Below are 17431 nucleotides of genomic sequence, written 5' to 3' on the forward strand. Positions count from 1 at the left end.
TCCCGATGAAGTTGTGCAGGTTCCGGTCGAACGTGTACAGCCGAACCGTTACCAACCTCGAGCGATATTTAACAACGAGAAGATTAGCGAACTCGCCCAGACGATACATACGCATGGGATGATTCAGCCGATCGTTCTTCGTCGGTTAAACGAAGAAGATTATGAACTGATCGCCGGTGAACGCAGATGGCGGGCCGTCCAGTCGCTCGGCTGGGAAGAGGTTCCTGCGATCATCCGTGAGATGAATGATTCCCAGACGGCATCGGTGGCCCTTATCGAAAACCTGCAGCGGGAAGAGTTAACGGTCATTGAAGAAGCGGTAGCGTACGCACGTCTGATTGAACTGCAGGAACTGACGCAGGAAGCGCTGGCTCAACGATTAGGTAAGAGTCAGTCCACGATTGCGAATAAGATGCGGTTGTTGAAGCTTCCGGAAGTCGTACAGCAGGCTGTCATGGATAAGCAGATTACGGAACGGCATGCGCGCGCCCTGATCGGATTGAAAGATCCGGAACTTCAGGAAAAGATGCTTGCCGAAATCATTGAGAAACAGTTGAACGTGAAACAGACGGAAGAACGGATCGCCAAATGGATGGATCCGAAACCGAAGAAGAAGAAACCGAGGATGAAAGGTGTCAACAAGGATATGCGGATCGCGATGAATACGATTCGACAGTCTTTGACGATGGTGACAGATACCGGCATCGATCTCGAAACGGACGAAGAAGATCATGATGACTATTATCAGATCACAATTAAAATACCGAAAAAGAAACCATGATCGTACGGGGACCCATCTTGACGCTTAGTGAAGATGGGATTTTTTTAAGTCCTTCTGCCTATGTCTGCTAATAAATGGTAAGATGAAAGAAAAGCGAAAGAGGCAGGTGACACCATGGGTAGAGTGATTTCCATCGCTAACCAGAAGGGCGGCGTCGGGAAAACGACGACGGCGGTCAATGTCAGTGCAGGGCTGGCGCATCTTGACTATAAGGTTCTGCTTGTCGATATCGATCCTCAAGGCAACGCTACAAGCGGTGTCGGTGTAGAAAAAGGCGACCTCGACCACTGTATTTACAATATACTTGTCGACGATCTGGATCCTGCACGTGTCAGGACATCCACGCTTGCTCCACGTCTTGATATCATCCCCGCCACGATTCAGCTTGCGGGTGCAGAGATTGAGTTGGTCCCGATTATTTCCCGGGAAGTAAGACTGAAAAAAGCGATCGACCGCGTAAAAGATGAGTATGATTATGTCATCATCGACTCGCCCTCTTTAGGGCTGCTGACGTTGAATGCTTTGACGGCCTCCGATTCTGTCCTTATTCCGGTGCAGTGCGAATATTATGCGTTGGAAGGGCTGAGTCAATTGCTCAACACGATCCGCCTCGTCCAGAAGCATCTGAATAAGCGGCTTATGATCGAGGGGGTCCTTTTGACGATGTTGGATGCCCGTACCAACCTGGGTATAGAAGTGATTGAAGAAGTGAAGAAATATTTTCGGGAGAAAGTCTATCGGTCTATCATCCCGCGCAATGTCCGGCTGAGTGAAGCTCCGAGCCACGGACGTCCGGTGATCCTCTATGATGCCAAAGCCAGGGGAGCAGAAGTCTATCTAGAATTAGCGAAGGAAGTGATCATAAATGGAGAGAGGGTTAGGTAAAGGTCTTGACGCTTTAATTACCAACACAGAGAACATCGATGACAAACAACTAGAAACAATTGCGATTAAAGATTGCCGTCCCAACCCTTATCAGCCCAGGAAGTATTTCGATGATGAAAGCTTAAGCGGGTTGAAACAATCCATTGAAGAACACGGAATTCTTCAGCCTCTTGTCGTGAGGCAGAGTATTAAAGGCTACGAGATTGTGGTCGGAGAACGCCGGTATCGTGCAGCGAAACTTGCCGAACTGGAGACGATTCCTGCGATCATCCAGCCGTTGACGGATGAGCAGATGATGGAACTTGCCCTCTTGGAAAACCTGCAGCGGGAAGATTTGACGCCGATCGAGGAAGCGAAATCCTACGAGCAATTGATCAGAGAACTCGATGTCACACAGGAGATGCTTGCGAATCGTCTTGGGAAAAGCAGGTCTCATATAGCGAATCTGATTCGTCTGCTCGCACTTCCGCGACAGGTGACGGCGAAGATTAATGACGGAACGTTGTCCATGGGGCACGGACGGGCTCTGCTGGGATTGAAAGACAAAGATGTCCAGTTAAAGCTCGTTGATAGAATCGAACGGGAATCGTTGAATGTCCGTCAGGTAGAGCAGATCATTCAGGAATTAAACCGGAACGGCAGGAAACAAAAGCCGAAGCAGGAAGCGCAGGATATTTTCCTGAGGGAGCAGGAGACCTCCTTGAAGGAACGTCTCGGTACCGGGGTAAAGATCCATAAAGGCAAGCGTAAAGGGAAGATTGAGATCGAATTCATGAATGAAGATGATTTAGAGCGGATTTTAGCATATTTTGATAAAGAAAAAGAGTGAAGGCAGGAAAAGGAGGTCACCCGGCCTCTTCTTTTTTTGTGAAAAAACAACATTGGAGAGAATGTCATGGTTTTACTTGGTACTTTGATCAATGGTTTATGTATTCTTGTCGGAACCTTGCTGGGATTGATCTTTACTAGGATTCCGGAACGTTTTAAAGAAACGGTTATGTCGGGAGTCGGACTGGCGGTGCTGCTCATCGGGATTCAAATGGCGCTGGAGTCGGATGATATCGTCATCGTCTTATTGAGTATTCTGAGCGGGGCACTGATCGGGGAAGGCCTGCAGCTGGAATCAAGGCTTGAATATATCGGACGCTGGATCGAACGGAAATTCGCAAATCCGGAACAAACGGTGAGCATCGCCCAAGGGTTCGTGTCGGCTTCGCTTATTTTCGTCATCGGAGCGATGGCCGTCGTCGGGGCTCTGGACAGCGGCCTGCGTAATGACCATGAAATATTGATTACGAAAGCGATTCTCGACGGGTTTATTTCTCTCGTCCTGACGTCGACACTCGGAATAGGGGTCTTGTTTTCCCTTTTTCCTGTCGTCTTTTACGAAGGATCGATTGCTCTTTTGGCGACACAAATTCAACGGTTTGTCCCTCAGGAGGTATTGGATACTTTCATCGTCGAGATGACGGCAACCGGCGGTTTGTTAATCGTGGCAATCGCTTTGAATATGCTGAAGCTGACGAAAATACGGGTAGCGAACCTGCTCCCTTCTCTAGGCACCGTCGGCCTGATTCTCGCGGTCGTCCACTGGTTCTAATACATATGTTCAAATCAACTTTTATCGGAATCGAATGTTTCCGCCTAGATATAAACGTCCCCCCTATACTGGAATGGTCCTTCCACCAATAGGTTCAAGCAAGACAAAGATGAAAAGCCCCAACCACATTGGTTGGGGCTTTTTTTATGTTCAGCGGATTTCTTTTTTCATCGGGTTGATGTTCGTTGTGAACGGGTGATAGGGTGATGTTTCTAATTGGTTCTGTCTGCGCTTCGCGTCCGTCAGCTGAAGGGCTGCCGCTACTTTTGCTGCCATCTGCATGACAATGTGCAGCCGTGTATTCTGCAGGACGACGTGCTCCATGAATCCACTGACATTGACCATGCCGCTGATATGCATATGGCCGACCGGAGGCAGATCCTTCTTTAAGGCCGAACCGGGTGTCAGGGAACCTTTGCCGAGAACGACAGATCCGACAGACGCTGATTTACCAAGGCAGGCATCGACGGCCAGGATATAGGGGTGATGGTGGGTCTTGCTGATCCACGTCAGCCGCTCTTTTAAGTTGAGGGCATGGAGCGGTTCTTCGAGCGTACCGTAAATATGGAAGGTTTCCAGATTCTGATCATTCAGCATCGAGCCGACGAGCGGACCGAAGGCATCTCCTGTGGAGCGGTCGGTTCCGATACAGGCGATGACGATTTCCTGAGAGGACGGAAGCCAATCGTTCAGGTAGGTGGCTAACGTATCGCTCATGGCCGGATCGTCGGTGCTGACACGTTTCTCTTCTTTGGAAAACTTGTCCTTGAAATTCATAGCTTCTCCTCCAGACACATAGTAGTAACAGTATATAAGGTTGTCCGTCGTTCTATACGTGACAAATACATAGAGGTGGAGGAACCGTCATGATAAAAGCAGGTATCAAGTGGATGTTCTTGATAGTAGGAACGATGATCGGTGCCGGGTATGCTTCCGGGAGGGAGCTCTGGCAATTTTTTGGACAAGACAGCAGCCTGGCCATCCTGTTGTTCGCTCTCATGTTCATCTTCTGTTGTGTGGCGATCATGGATATCAGCTTCAAGAAACAGTCCGGCCATTATCTGCCGGTTCTCCGGGCCATCGTCGGAAAGCATTTGACCGGGGTGTACGATTGGATGATCATCATCTATCTGTTCACGACGACTGTCATCATGCTGGCAGGATCGGGTGCGACGTGGCAGGCATTCCATTTCCCTTACAAGTTCGGGGTGCTCATTATCATCCTTCCACTCATTCTCTTGTTCGTGTGGGATGTCAAAGGGATCGTACTCGTCAACAGCTTCGTGCTTCCCCTTTTGATTGCGGGATTGTTGTTCGTTCTGATTCTGTTCATCAGCGACCAGCATCTGTCTCTGTTCGGTCATGTGATGGAGAACAGTAATTGGATGGCGGCATTTCCATTCACCGCGCTGAATATCCTGCCGCTCATCGCCGTGCTCGGGGCGATCGGCAATCAAGTGAAGCGCAGAGGGGAAATATGGGTGGCAAGCGTCGGGAGCGGTGTCATTCTGGGTGTTGTATCCTATCTCTATAACAACAGCCTCATCCAAATTGCGGAGGACATCATTTTGTATGAGATACCTCTATTTGCGATTTTGAAACATTATCCGTATGCTATGATGCTCTTCATGTCCCTGATGCTGTGGATCGCCATCTTTACGACAGCCGCTTCCGGAACGCTCGGGCTCGTCACACGATTTCGTGAATACGTCCGGCAGCCGCTTTGGATTCTGGCTATGGGAGTGATTGCGGTAATGCTCCCATTCACATCGTTCGGCTTCTCCACGTTGATTGAATATTTGTACCCTCTATATGGCATTCTGAATTTATATGTGCTTGCCTCTCTTCTCTTATACCCGATTCTTTCCCGATTCAAAATTCGGTGAAAACCTGTTAAAATGAATGTCATATTCATGTCGTACAGGAGGGGACAGGGTGAGCAATCCCGCAACAGTTGTAGAAGATGCGAAAACGAAATGGGATGAGGTTGTTGAGTATGTAACCGGACCGGATTTATGGATGACGATTGCACTCGGAGCGTTACAGATCGTTCTTATTCTGCTTGTCGCTTTTTTGGTCATTCGTATAGGAAGAAAAGTAGTGACGAGGTTCTTTACCAATCAACGGAGAGGGCCTTTCCAAATTACCCAGCGCCGGGAAGCGACGCTGAACAAATTGATTTTGAACACATTGTCGTATGTGGTGTACTTCATCGCTTTCGTCATGATTCTGGATACGTTCTCGCTGAACGTGGGGGCATTGCTTGCCGGTGCCGGGGTCGCCGGTCTCGCCATCGGTTTTGGCGCACAGAACCTTGTCCGGGATATCATTTCCGGCTTCTTCATCATTTTCGAAGATCAGTTCTCTGTCGGGGATTATATCCAGACGTCCGGAGTGGAAGGCTTTGTAGAAGAAGTGGGTCTTCGTACTTGTAAAGTGAAAGCCTGGACGGGTGAAGTACATATTCTTCCGAACGGAAATGTGACACAGGTGACGAACTACTCGATTCACAACAGTATTGCTGTCGTCGATGTCGGTATCGCTTATGAACAAGACATTGACAGAGCGGAGAAAGTGATTCTCGAGCTGTTGGAAGAAATGCCGGAGCGCTATGATTCCATGATCGGAGTGCCGCAGCTTCTCGGTGTCCAGAACTTCGGAGCGTCCGACGTCGTTATGCGTATCATCAGTGAAGTGAACCCTATGGAGCACTGGGTAATTGCCCGTGCGATGCGTAAAGAAATAAAGGCACGCCTCGACGAAAGAGGAATCGAGATTCCGTTCCCCCGCATGGTCATGTACTCTCGTGACGAGAACGAAGAACGTAAGGAAGAAGAATAAGAGGAGGAAGTTCCCTTGGCGGAGAAAAATTATGAACTGAATGACGTCGTTCAAATGAAGAAGCCCCATCCATGCGGAGAAAACCGCTGGAAGATCATCCGGATGGGTGCGGATATCCGGATCAAATGTGAAGGCTGCGGCCACAGTGTGCTCGTCCCGCGCCGCAAGTTTGAAACGAAGCTGAAGAAAGTTTTGGAAACAGCAGAATGACGAGAAACCCTCCTTTGTATCAGGAGGGTTTCTTCTCGATTCGGAACCGGTGAAGGATGGCGAACTTCCGCTTCATGGTGAGGATTATTCCTGATTGCTGATTTTCTCTTGGAGAAACAGGCAAGAATGAGGGAGAGGTAACGCCCATTTCCAGAATAGGACCGGTTGTTATTTTCAAGTACAAAATCTATAATTGAAATGACTAACATGCATGTATGTAAATCCTTAAGGAGTGAAAGTCTTATATGGCACTAACAGCAGGAATCGTAGGTTTGCCGAACGTAGGAAAATCTACGTTATTTAACGCAATAACACAAGCGGGAGCATTGTCCGCCAACTATCCGTTCGCTACCATCGACCCGAACGTCGGGATCGTAGAAGTTCCGGATGAGCGGCTGGACAAGCTGACAGAGCTTGTAAATCCGAAGAAGACCGTTCCGACAGCGTTTGAATTCACGGATATCGCCGGTATTGTCAAAGGCGCAAGTAAAGGTGAAGGACTTGGAAACCAATTCCTTTCCCACATTCGTCAGGTGGATGCCATTTGTCACGTCGTCCGCGCTTTCGAAGATGAGAACATCACCCACGTATCCGGCCAGGTCGATCCGATCACCGATATTGAAACGATCAACCTGGAGCTTATCCTTGCCGATCTTGAAACCGTCACGAAGCGTCTGGACCGCGTTGCGAAACTTGCCCGTCAGAAGGACAAGGATGCCGTAGCGGAGCAGGCGGTATTGGAGACGTTGAGAGAAGCATTGGAAGACGAAACGCCGGCCCGTGCCGTCGAATTCGGCACAGACCAGCAGAAGATCGTCAAAGGTCTGCACTTGTTGACGGCGAAACCGATCCTTTATGTCGCGAATGTTAGCGAAGAGGAAATCGGGGAAGGCGACAACGATAAGGTCAAACAAATCCGCGAGTTCGCAGCGAAGGAAAACGCGGAAGTCATCGTTGTTTGTGCGAAAATCGAATCAGAGATCGCCGAACTGGACGGCGACGAAAAAGAAGAATTTCTGGAGGATCTCGGAATTGCAGAGTCCGGTCTCGATCAGCTGATCAAGGCGACTTACAACCTTCTGGGTCTTGCAACGTACTTCACAGCCGGGGAGCAGGAAGTCCGTGCCTGGACGTTCAAAGAAGGCATGACAGCCCCTCAAGCAGCAGGAATCATCCACACGGACTTTGAGCGCGGGTTCATCCGTGCCGAGACGGTGTCTTATGATGACCTGATGGAAGCGGGTTCGATGGGAGCAGCACGCGACCGTGGACGCGTTCGTCTGGAAGGAAAAGAGTATATCGTCCGTGACGGGGATGTCATCCATTTCCGTTTCAACGTGTAAGCGCACGAGCTTTCGCCGAAGGCTTGTAAATGAGGGACAAGTTTGTTACAATACTATATTGTGAGTAATTATTGATTACTCCTTGCCCCTTCGATAGAGAAGGAGCCGTCAAGTCCATAAGGAGGTGAAAACGGATGAACAGAAAATACGAAATCATGTATATCATCCGCCCAGACATCGAGGAGGAAGCTAAAACGGCTGTCAAAGATCGTTTCAGCGCAATCCTAACTGATAACGGTGCGGAGATCGAACAAGTTAAAGAAATCGGTAAGCGTCGTCTTGCCTATGAAATTAACGACCACCGTGATGGTATCTATGTAACGATTGATTTCGCTGGTACAAGCGAAGCAATCAACGAATTCGACCGTCAAGCGAAGTTCACGGATGATATTATCCGCCACATCGCTGTACGCGAAGATGACAAATAAGGAGTGGTTCTGATGTTAAATCGTGTCGTATTAGCCGGCAGATTGACGAAGGATCCTGATTTACGCTATACGCCGAACGGAGTAGCTGTCGCCAACTTCACTGTCGCTGTAAACCGTCCTTTTTCCAACAACCAGGGAGATCGCGACGCCGATTTCATCAACTGTGTCGTTTGGAGACGTCCAGCAGAAAACCTGGCTAACTTTATGAGTAAAGGAAGCCTTATAGGTGTTGATGGACGCATACAGACAAGAAGCTTCGACAACCAAGAAGGTAAGCGTGTATTCGTTACAGAAGTTGTTGCAGACAGCGTACAGTTCCTAGAATCCAAAGGTGCTTCCCAAGGCGGAGGAAACCGTGGAGGTTCAGGATTCCAACCAAATCAGAATCAACAACCATCAGGAAACAACTTCGGTTCTAACAACAACAACCAACGAAACGATGACCCATTCGCAGATAATGGGGAACCTATCGATATATCAGATGACGATCTACCATTCTAATGAGAAAGGAGTGAATGCACATGGCACGTCGTGGACGCGGTAAACGTAAAAAGGTGTGTTTCTTCACAGCTAACGGAATTACACACATCGACTATAAAGATGTTGATTTGCTGAAACGTTTCATCTCTGATCGTGGAAAAATTCTTCCTCGTCGAGTAACTGGAACTTCTGCTAAATACCAACGTAAATTGACAAAAGCGATCAAACGCTCTCGTCAAATGGCTCTACTTCCATACACTACTGAATAAGTGGATGGGTAGCGTCGGTGGAAACCCCGGAATCTTTTTTAGATTCCGGGGTTTCTTTTTCGTTTCCAGGGAAAGGGGTTTCTTTTCCTCATCTATTGCTGACTTTGGGTGATTCTTTTCTTCCCCAATTCTATTTCTCGAAAGCTCATAAAACACGACAGCCATTGTCGTGGTTTTTTATGGAATCGTCAGGTCGTCCGCCTGCTGATTATCCGTTCAACCCCATATAGTCACGGAGTTCTTCTTTGTTTGTCAGCAGGTCTTCGAGTGTGTACCCTTCCAGTACGGCAAGGAATGCGCGTAATGCTTCGTGGAGGGCGTGCTTCAATTTGCAGGCGGGAGTGATGACACAGTAATTGGTGGCGCAGTCGAAGCATTCCAGTAGATGAAAGTCGTCTTCCATCGCGCGGACGACATCGCCGACGTTGATGTCTTTCGGTTCCCGGGCCAGCCGGATGCCGCCGGAGCGGCCCCGGAGTGTTTCAATCAGCTGCATCTTATTGAGCTCATGTATGATTTTAGCCAAATGGTTTTCTGAGATGTGGAAGACTTCGGAGATCTCTTTCTTTCGTGCGAGCTCTCCGTTCCTTTTCGATGCTGTGAAAATCAATACCCTTAAGGCATAGTCCGTGTACTTCTTTAGTCGCATCGTCGTAACCCTCATTTTCTGTTTTTTTCATGATACCATACTCCGTTTATAAAGTCTTAGGAATGAGACGTTCTCACAATTGTCATAAAAGATGTATTTTAAATATTGCTTTAAATTTTCTTCGTTTTATAATAAAGGTGTATTAAAAATATATCTTTTGGAGGCTTTATTATGGTGACAAAGGCTGAAAAACCACTAGATGAAAAGACAGTACGGACGATTAAAGCGACGGTTCCTGTCCTGGCGGAGCATGGCGGTACGATTGCAGGCGTTTTCTATCGGAACCTCTTTCAAGAGCATCCGGAACTGAGAAACGTCTTCAATCAGACGCACCAAAAGGTCGGCGAGCAGCCGAAGGCCCTGGCGAATGCTGTGTACATGGCGGCAGCACACATCGATGAGTTGGAAACGATTCTGCCGATGGTCAAGCAGGTGGCGGAAAAGCACCGCAGCCTGCATGTGAAACCGGAGCATTATCCTATTGTCGGCGAGCACCTGCTTGGCGCGATCAAAGAGGTGCTCGGTGACGGTGCGACAGAGGAGGTTCTAGGAGCCTGGGAGCGTGCTTACGGAGTCATTGCGAGTGTCTTCATTGATATCGAATCCGACCTCTATGAGCAGGCGGAGAATCAGCGTGGAGGCTGGAGCGGATATCGGACGTTCCGGATAGCGGAAAAGGTGAAGGAAAGTGACACGATCACTTCCTTCTACCTCCAACCCGTCGACGGTGGCGCCCTTCCACAGTTCAGGGCTGGTCAGTACGTGACGATCAAAGCGGACATCCCCGACCAGCCCGTCAGTCATTTGAGACAATACAGCTTATCCGATGCACCCGGAAACGATTATTTCCGCATCAGTGTGAAAAAGGAACGCGGGGAAGACAGACGCCCGAACGGCATCGTTTCCTGCTGGCTCCACGACAAGGTCGAAGCAGGCGATACGCTGCCGGTCAGTGCGCCTGCAGGTGATTTCACACTGGATGAAGAAGTGGAACGTCCGCTTGTGCTGATCAGTGGAGGCGTCGGTGTTACACCGCTTATGAGCATGTGGAAGGACGCGGTTCAACGTCAAAAGAATCGGGAGGTACATGTCATCCACGGAGCGAAGAACGGCGCCGTCCACGCCTTCCGTGACGACATGACAGCTCTTCCTGCTGCGTCTACGCATATCGTCTATTCCGAACCTCGAGCAGAAGAGGGAACGTTCGATCAATCAGGATACGTAGATAGAGCGTTTTTACAGGAGAAGGTGCCATCCGGTGCATCCGTCTATATCTGCGGCCCGGAAGGCTTCATGACAGCGGTGCATGAAGCGCTTGCTGCGATTGGTGTGAAGCATGAGCAGATTCACTATGAATTTTTCGGAACCAAAGGAGTGCTGGAGGTCTGACCGATCTTCTATTTTGCCAAAGAAAAAAGCGGCCGGGGATTAAATTCCCTGCCGCTTTTTTGTTTATTCTTCTACATAGGCCCACTTAAATTCAAATTCAGGACCTGTTGCTGTGGAGTAGACTCCTTTGATCGATGGACGGAAGAGCTGTGCCTTCGCATCCTGGTAGATCGGAGCGACGGCTGCATCTTCTTCCAGAAGGAGGCGTTCCGCTTCCATGAATGCTTCGAAACGCTTATCCGGATCCTGGGCGAATTCATTGTTCGCTTGTTCGATGAGGCTGTCATACTCTTCACTGGAATAACCCATGTTGTTGTTCTGTCCGTCTGTCAGATACATGTTCAAGTACGTGTTCGGATCGACATAGTCCGGTCCCCACGTCGCTGCTTCCATTTCGAATTCTGCTTCGTTGTCACGGCGGACACGCTCTTTGAACGGCACTTCCATCACTTTAATCGTCAGGCCTTCCAAATTCTCTTCCAATTGGCCTTTGTAATAGGCAAGGGTATCTTTCGATGTACCTGTGTCATCTCCAAGCAGCTCGATTTCCACTGTGTCGGTGCCGAGTGCTTCCAAGCCCTTCTGCCAATGTTCCTTCGCTTTCTCGACGTTCGTCTCTACGAGGTCGCCCTGCGCTTCCCGGAAGTCTTCTTCACTGTCCGGCATCGATACGAAGTTCGATGGTACATATCCTTTGGCCGGCACGGATCCGTCATTCAAGATGACGTCGACAAGTCCCTGGCGGTCGATAGCCATGGAGATCGCTTTACGGACATCGGCGTTGGCCAATGCTTCGTTGTTATCCTGGTTGAACTTGAAGAAATATAAGTATGGTTTCTCGACGACCTGGAACGCTTCGTCCGAGCTGTATTGATCGACGAATTCGGCATTTAATTCGGTTTGATCGATTTCGCCGGATTCATATAAGTTGACGCCTGTGGAAACTTCTTTCACTACTTTTGCGTGGATCTTGTCCAACTGGACGGTATCGGCATCCCAATAGGAATCGCTCTTCTCAATCGTCCAGCCTTCGCCGTGGCTCCAGTCTGTCATTTCGAAAGGACCGTTCGAAATTGTGTACTCGGCCTCCGTTGCAAACTTGTCTCCCTGCTCTTCTACATACTTTTGGTTCAAAGGCATGAAGGTGATGAACACGGTCATCGATTCAAAGTATGGAACAGGCTTTTCCAATTTGACTTCCAATGTCTTATCATCAACCGCCGTCGCGCCGAGTTCTTCCGGCTCCATCTCACCGTTGCTGATCTCCTGGGCGTTATCAATGATACCGCCTAGGAAATAAGGGCCGTATTCGGATGCCGTATCCGGATCGACCGCCCGCTGCCAGGCGTAGACGAAGTCATTTGCCGTTACAGGATCGCCGTTCGACCACTCGGCATCACGCAGTTTAAATGTCCAAGTAAGTCCGTCTTCACTTACTTCAGAGTCTTCTGCCATCCCATCGACGAGCTGGCTATTTTCATCCAAGCGGTACAACCCTTCATAGGTTTCACCGGCCCATTGGAAACCGACGGAATCGGTGATCAAGGACGGGTCCATGCTTGGGATTTCACTTTTTGCTGTTACTGTAATCTCTTGTTCTCCGGAAGCAGATCCTTCATCGGATGTACTGTCCCCGTCTGATTCTGATGATGTCTCGCTGCCTCCACTACACGCTGCGAGTACAAGGACGAATAAGAGTGAAAATAAAACCCACCACTGTTTTCTCAAAAAGAACTCCCCCGTTTTCAAAGTTTTTAGAAAATAATTACTTTTTGAATTATAACGATAATTTTCAGAAAAATCAAAGGGATATCAGGAAAATATGCACAAGAAATGTAGACATTATAACTGAATTTTCTAATTTGATTGACAACATCCTACCATTTGATAGGATTAGAGAATATCATTTCTTTTTCTAACGTGTTAAAGACATTTAATAGGAAAAGGGTAAGAGAAAATGAGGAGGTACAAGTGGAAAATGAAGCGTGAATGGGATTTGCTGCACACTCCGGGACCGACTCCGACACCACCAAGTGTGGAGAGAAGCATGAGCCAGCCGATGATTGGTCACCGTGGTGAAAAATGTAAGGAATTGATGAAGGAAATTGCTCCGAGGTTGAAGCCGGTCTTCGGCACTTCCGGAGATGTTTTGGTCATGACAGGAAGCGGAACGTCAGCACTTGAGGCCGCTGTCGTCAATACGACGAAGCCCGGGGAAGAGGTCATCGTCGTTGTCGCCGGTGCCTTCGGAGATCGTTTTGCCCAGATTTGCCGCACGTATGAATTGATCGTCCATCAGCTTGATGTTCCTTGGGGAGAAGCGGTGACACCGGATCAGGTGGAAGCGGCCCTTCAATCCTACCCGAAAGCGAAAGCCGTCTTCCTGACGCACAGTGAAACGTCGACAGGGGTCATGCATCCGGTCGAAAAAGTCGCCGAACGCGTTAAATCCGTAAGCTCTGCCCTTGTCATCGTTGACGGAGTCTCCTCTGTCGGTGGCGCCGGTCTCGATATGGATCGTTATGGAATCGATATCGTAGTATCCGGTTCCCAGAAAGCGTTGATGCTTCCGCCCGGACTTGCGTTCGCCGCTGTCGGAGAAGCAGCCTGGAAAGTGATTCACGAAAATCCACGCCCGCGCTTTTACCTGGACTTGAGATCTTATAAAAAACAGCTCGACGCAGGACAGACACCATTCACTCCGGCCTTGTCGCTGCTGTACGGATTAGAACAGGTGTTGAACCTGTTGGAAGAAGAAGGTTTGGAAAACGTGTATGCACGTCATACGTTAATGAAAGATATGACTCGGAACGCCTGTCTCGCTCTCGGTCTTCCGCTGCTTGTAAGCGAGGCGGAAGCTTCCACTACCGTGACATCGATCCGCCCGGATACCTTCGAGGCAGAGCAGTTGAGGAAGCTTGCCAACGAAGAATTCGGCTTGATCATGGCAGGAGGACAGAAGCATATGAAGGGCGAGATTTTCCGCATCGGCCATATGGGTTACTGTCGCCCGGCAAATGTCCTGCAGTATATCGGCATCATCGAAATCGTCCTGAAGCGTCTCGGACATGAATTCGAACCCGGTGCAGGCGTCGCAGCAGCACAGGAAGCATACTTGAAGCACACAAGGGAGGATCATCATGTACCGCGTATTAATCAGTGACCCACTTAGTGAAGACGGAATCAGACCATTATTGGATGCAGAAGATGTAGAAACGATTAATACTCCTTCTCTCTCCAAGGAAGAGCTGCTGGAGGCGGTCGGTTCTGCCGACGCCATGATCGTCCGCAGCCAGACACAAGTGACAAGGGAAGTCATCGAACATGCCCCTCACCTGAAAATTATCGGCCGTGCCGGTGTGGGTGTCGATAACATCGATATCGAGGCAGCGACAGAGAACGGTGTGGTCGTCGTCAATGCACCGGATGGAAATACGATCTCTACGGCGGAACATACGATGGCGATGCTCATGTCGCTTGCCAGGAACATCCCGCAGGCGTATCACAGCTTGAAGCAGCAGCGCTGGGACCGGAAGAAATACGTCGGTGTCGAGCTGAAGGATAAAGTGCTCGGTATCGTCGGCTTCGGAAGGATCGGCCGGGAAGTTGCTTCCCGCGCCAAAGGCCACCGGATGAAAGTCGTTGCCTTCGACCCGTTCTTGAACGAGGAAAAGGCGGCGAAGGCAGGCGTAACGTGCGGAACGGTCGACGAAGTGATCGCGCAGGCGGACTTCCTTACCGTCCATACGCCCCTTATTGAGAAGACGAAACACTTGATCAATGAAGAGGCGATCAAGAAGATGAAAGACGGCGCGCGTATCTTGAACTGTGCCCGCGGCGGTATTGTGGAAGAGAATGCCCTCTATGAAGCTATTAAATCCGGCAAGATCGCTGGAGCAGCTCTCGACGTTTTCGAGGAAGAGCCGGCGACGGAGCATCCGCTTCTTACCCTTGATGAAGTCATCGCGACTCCGCACCTGGGTGCGAGCACGATCGAGGCGCAGGAGAATGTAGCGACAGACGTCAGCTATGACATCATCGAATCCCTGCGCGGAGGTACGGTGAAAAACCCTGTCAACATTCCATCCGTTTCTTCAGAAATGATGGAGAAGCTGTCTCCTTACTTCCTATTATCCGAGCGTCTTGGGGATTTCCTTTCCAAGATCGTCGACGGCACGCTTGAAAGTGTGAATGTCACGTACAGTGGAGAACTGCTGGATGTCGATACGATGCCGCTTACTCGTATCGCTGTGAAGGGTATTCTGAAGCGTCATATCGGCAGCCGTGTCAACGACGTCAACGCCTTTAAGACGGCATCAGATAAAGGAATTACGATCAACGAGCAGAAGTCGACATCTACAAAAGGCTTCACAAACTTGATCACGGTGGAAATCGAAACAGATAAAGAGAAGCGCAGCATCCGTGGAACGCTTCTGAACGGATTGGGACCACGCATCGTCCAGTTCGATCACTATCCGATCGACGTCGTTCCGGAAGGTCATCTCATCGTCATTCACCACAAAGACCAGCCAGGTGCAATCGGCCGTGTCGGAAGCCTTCTTGCCCAGCATCAAGTCAACATCGCCACGATGCAGGTGGGACGGACGAATGAAGGTGGAGAAGCTGTCATGGTGCTGACGGTCGACAAAGAAGTGACGGAAGAATCCGTTGTCAAGCTGGCAGAGCTCTCTGATATTCAGAAGGTCCAGAGCCTTACTCTCTAAGCCATTATTATAGATATCTTTAAGAAAAAGCAGGCGTTTGCCTGCTTTTTCTTTATTTGTTGGAGAAGTGGGAAGATCGTGCGGCTAAAGAAGGAGCATGTGCTTTGACAAAAGGGAGGGTCCTTGGTACGTTTAAATCCGACTAAAACGATACACATTGGAGGGATAAAGGTTGGAAGAATCAAGAGAATCCATATCCAAGTTCAGGAGAGGCTTGTTCCGGATCTTGGACGGGATTGAGTGGCTTGGGAATAAGCTGCCGTCCCCGCTCTTATTATTTGCCATATTAGCTTTGTTGGTTATTGTTCTATCAGGCATTTTCTCCGGCGTCGCCGTTACCAACCCGACGAGTGGAGAAGTCGTGGAAGTGAAGAATCTGCTCAGTCTGAGTGGACTGGAGTATATCTTCAATAGTGCCGTCGAAAACTTCATCGGTTTTCCGCCGCTCGGAGCCGTTCTTGTTACGATGCTTGGGATCGGCCTTGCTGAACAGACGGGACTAATCCATACGTCGCTGAAGGGGATCGTGTTCTCCTTCCCTAATAAGCTGTTGACGGCCGCGCTTGTGTTCGCAGGTGTAATGTCCAGTTTAGCGGTCAATGCCGGCTATGTCGTTCTTCCGCCGCTTGGAGCGGTTCTGTTCCTCGGACTGGGACGTCATCCGCTCGCCGGTCTTGCTGCTGCGTTCGCCGGGGTATCGGGGGGATTCGGCGCAAACCTTGCGTTGACTTCGACGGATGCGATCCTGCAGGAGTTGACGGCAGATGCTGCCCGTACCATCGATCCTGCTTATGCCGATACGATTACCGTGACGATGAACTATTTCTTCGCTGCCGTCTCCGTCCTTCTCGTGACGATCATCGGTACCTTCGTCACGGAAAAAATCATCGAGCCGCGCCTTGGGAAGTACAAGGGAGAGGCCGATGCAGAGATGGAAGAGTTGACAGATACAGAGAGAAAAGGGATGCGGCTTGCTGGTCTCGGCTTTCTTCTAACCTTCGCTTTGATGGTCTATTTGTCGCTCGGACCGCTGCGCGGGGACGGGGCTTATATTGAATCGCCGTTCTTCCAGGCCCTCGTCTTTGTCATCTTCCTTTTGTTCCTTGTACCGGGATTAATCTATGGAATCGTCGTTAAGGAGATCAAGAATGATAAGGATCTAACGAGGCTGCTGGGTAAGACGATGGCGAGTATGGGAGGATATATCGCGCTTGCATTTACAGCGGGTCAGTTCATCGCTTACTTCCAGGAGACGAATCTTGGGACGGTCATCGCCTTTCGGGGAGCTGATTTCCTTGATTCCACAGGGTTTGATGGGATTGCGCTCATTTTGACATTCATCGGTCTGACCATGGTCGTGAACTTCTTCATCGGCAGTTCTTCCGCGAAATGGACGATTCTGGCGCCTGTTTTCGTTCCGATCATGATGAATCTCGGGTATTCTCCTGAATTCACGACGCTGTTGTACCGAATCGGGGACTCGGTGACGAACATGGTGACACCGCTCCTGCTTTATTTCCCTGTCGTCATTGCCTTCGCTCAGCGTTATGACAAGAAAATCGGTATCGGGACATTGATTTCGATGATGATCCCCTATTCCGTCGCTTTCCTGCTCGGATGGCTCGTGCTCCTGCTCATCTGGGTGCTGCTCGGAATCCCTGTAGGCCCGGGAGCTCCTGTTCAGTATTAATTTTTATCGGGAGTGCTTGTGCCGCCGCTGATGGTTTCCGTGCAGGGCTGTGCTTTCCGCGGGCGGCCGGCGAGCCTCCTCAGAGCTCCGCTCTTCCGGGGTCTCTCCTGTCTCGCTTTTCCCGCAGGAGTCTCCGCCCTGC

General features: G+C 49.8%; 18 protein-coding genes. 15 read left to right on the forward strand and 3 right to left on the reverse strand.

The features are described 5' to 3' along the window. From noc to D479_RS10250, 4 genes are all read left to right on the forward strand, one after another. A partial coding sequence (gene noc / locus D479_RS10235) for a nucleoid occlusion protein (RefSeq protein ID WP_008636565.1) occupies nt 1-781 on the forward strand: 781 nt, incomplete at its 5' end. A 114-nt stretch (nt 782-895) separates the two neighbouring features. Next, nucleotides 896-1666: an AAA family ATPase gene (locus D479_RS10240; protein ID WP_008636566.1), complete on the forward strand. Its 771-nt coding sequence runs from the start codon at nt 896-898 to the stop codon at nt 1664-1666. Further along, complete coding sequence (locus D479_RS10245) at nt 1647-2495, forward strand: ParB/RepB/Spo0J family partition protein (protein ID WP_008636567.1); 849 nt, start codon at nt 1647-1649, stop codon at nt 2493-2495. The genes D479_RS10240 and D479_RS10245 overlap by 20 nt, the downstream gene beginning before the upstream one ends. A 66-nt stretch (nt 2496-2561) precedes the next feature. Beyond that, nucleotides 2562-3266, forward strand: coding sequence for a DUF554 domain-containing protein (locus D479_RS10250; RefSeq protein ID WP_008636568.1), 705 nt, complete (start codon nt 2562-2564; stop codon nt 3264-3266). 150 nt (nt 3267-3416) lie between these two features. On the opposite strand, the gene yyaC is transcribed toward D479_RS10250, so the two are convergent. Next, on the reverse strand, nt 3417-4043 hold the full coding sequence (yyaC, locus tag D479_RS10255; protein ID WP_008636576.1) for a spore protease YyaC: 627 nt from the start codon (nt 4041-4043) through the stop codon (nt 3417-3419). An 89-nt stretch (nt 4044-4132) separates the two neighbouring features. Here yyaC and D479_RS10260 point away from each other — a divergent pair, with 89 nt between their 5' ends. The 7 genes from D479_RS10260 to rpsR all read left to right on the forward strand — a co-directional run bounded on the left by D479_RS10260 (nt 4133) and on the right by rpsR (nt 8837). Then, on the forward strand, nt 4133-5152 hold the full coding sequence (locus tag D479_RS10260; RefSeq protein WP_008636578.1) for a hypothetical protein: 1020 nt from the start codon (nt 4133-4135) through the stop codon (nt 5150-5152). Between the two features lie 49 nt (nt 5153-5201). Continuing rightward, nucleotides 5202-6107, forward strand: a complete 906-nt coding sequence (locus tag D479_RS10265) for a mechanosensitive ion channel family protein (RefSeq protein ID WP_008636581.1) — start codon at nt 5202-5204, stop codon at nt 6105-6107. Between the two features lie 15 nt (nt 6108-6122). After that, nucleotides 6123-6317: a DUF951 domain-containing protein gene (locus D479_RS10270; RefSeq protein ID WP_008636583.1), complete on the forward strand. Its 195-nt coding sequence runs from the start codon at nt 6123-6125 to the stop codon at nt 6315-6317. Between the two features lie 245 nt (nt 6318-6562). Next, nucleotides 6563-7660, forward strand: a complete 1098-nt coding sequence (gene ychF / locus D479_RS10275) for a redox-regulated ATPase YchF (protein WP_008636585.1) — start codon at nt 6563-6565, stop codon at nt 7658-7660. 134 nt (nt 7661-7794) lie between these two features. Then, the gene (rpsF, locus tag D479_RS10280; RefSeq protein ID WP_008636603.1) at nt 7795-8088 is read left to right on the forward strand and encodes a 30S ribosomal protein S6; all 294 of its coding nucleotides are present in this window, start codon (nt 7795-7797) and stop codon (nt 8086-8088) included. Between the two features lie 12 nt (nt 8089-8100). Continuing rightward, a complete protein-coding gene (ssb, locus tag D479_RS10285; RefSeq protein WP_008636605.1) occupies nt 8101-8589 on the forward strand; it encodes a single-stranded DNA-binding protein in 489 nt (162 codons plus the stop codon). Between the two features lie 20 nt (nt 8590-8609). Further along, nucleotides 8610-8837 carry a 30S ribosomal protein S18 gene (gene rpsR, locus D479_RS10290; RefSeq protein ID WP_008636608.1) on the forward strand — a complete coding sequence of 76 codons (228 nt, stop codon included), beginning with the start codon at nt 8610-8612 and terminating at the stop codon, nt 8835-8837. 208 nt (nt 8838-9045) lie between these two features. Here the strand turns inward: rpsR and D479_RS10295 are convergent, their stop codons facing one another. Further along, nucleotides 9046-9486, reverse strand: coding sequence for an Rrf2 family transcriptional regulator (locus D479_RS10295; protein WP_008636610.1), 441 nt, complete (start codon nt 9484-9486; stop codon nt 9046-9048). A gap of 171 nt (nt 9487-9657) precedes the next feature. On the opposite strand from D479_RS10295, the gene hmpA reads away from it, so the two are divergent. Next, complete coding sequence (gene hmpA / locus D479_RS10300) at nt 9658-10875, forward strand: NO-inducible flavohemoprotein (protein ID WP_008636612.1); 1218 nt, start codon at nt 9658-9660, stop codon at nt 10873-10875. A 63-nt stretch (nt 10876-10938) separates the two neighbouring features. Here the strand turns inward: hmpA and D479_RS10305 are convergent, their stop codons facing one another. After that, on the reverse strand, nt 10939-12603 hold the full coding sequence (locus tag D479_RS10305; RefSeq protein ID WP_008636614.1) for a peptide ABC transporter substrate-binding protein: 1665 nt from the start codon (nt 12601-12603) through the stop codon (nt 10939-10941). Nucleotides 12604-12853: 250 nt separating this feature from the next. Between D479_RS10305 and D479_RS10310 the strand changes: the two genes are divergently transcribed. From D479_RS10310 to D479_RS10320, 3 genes are all read left to right on the forward strand, one after another. Further along, nucleotides 12854-14038, forward strand: a complete 1185-nt coding sequence (locus D479_RS10310; RefSeq protein ID WP_008636616.1) for an alanine--glyoxylate aminotransferase family protein — start codon at nt 12854-12856, stop codon at nt 14036-14038. After that, nucleotides 14016-15599, forward strand: coding sequence for a phosphoglycerate dehydrogenase (serA, locus tag D479_RS10315; RefSeq protein ID WP_008636618.1), 1584 nt, complete (start codon nt 14016-14018; stop codon nt 15597-15599). The genes D479_RS10310 and serA overlap by 23 nt, the downstream gene beginning before the upstream one ends. Nucleotides 15600-15771: 172 nt before the next feature. Further along, entirely contained in the window at nt 15772-17289 is a 1518-nt protein-coding gene (locus D479_RS10320; RefSeq protein ID WP_008636619.1) for an AbgT family transporter, read from the forward strand. The last annotated feature ends 142 nt before the right edge of the window (nt 17290-17431 follow it).

Origin of the sequence: Halobacillus sp. BAB-2008, from assembly GCF_000328325.1 — a bacterium.
Taxonomy (GTDB): Bacteria; Bacillota; Bacilli; order Bacillales; family Halobacillaceae; genus Halobacillus.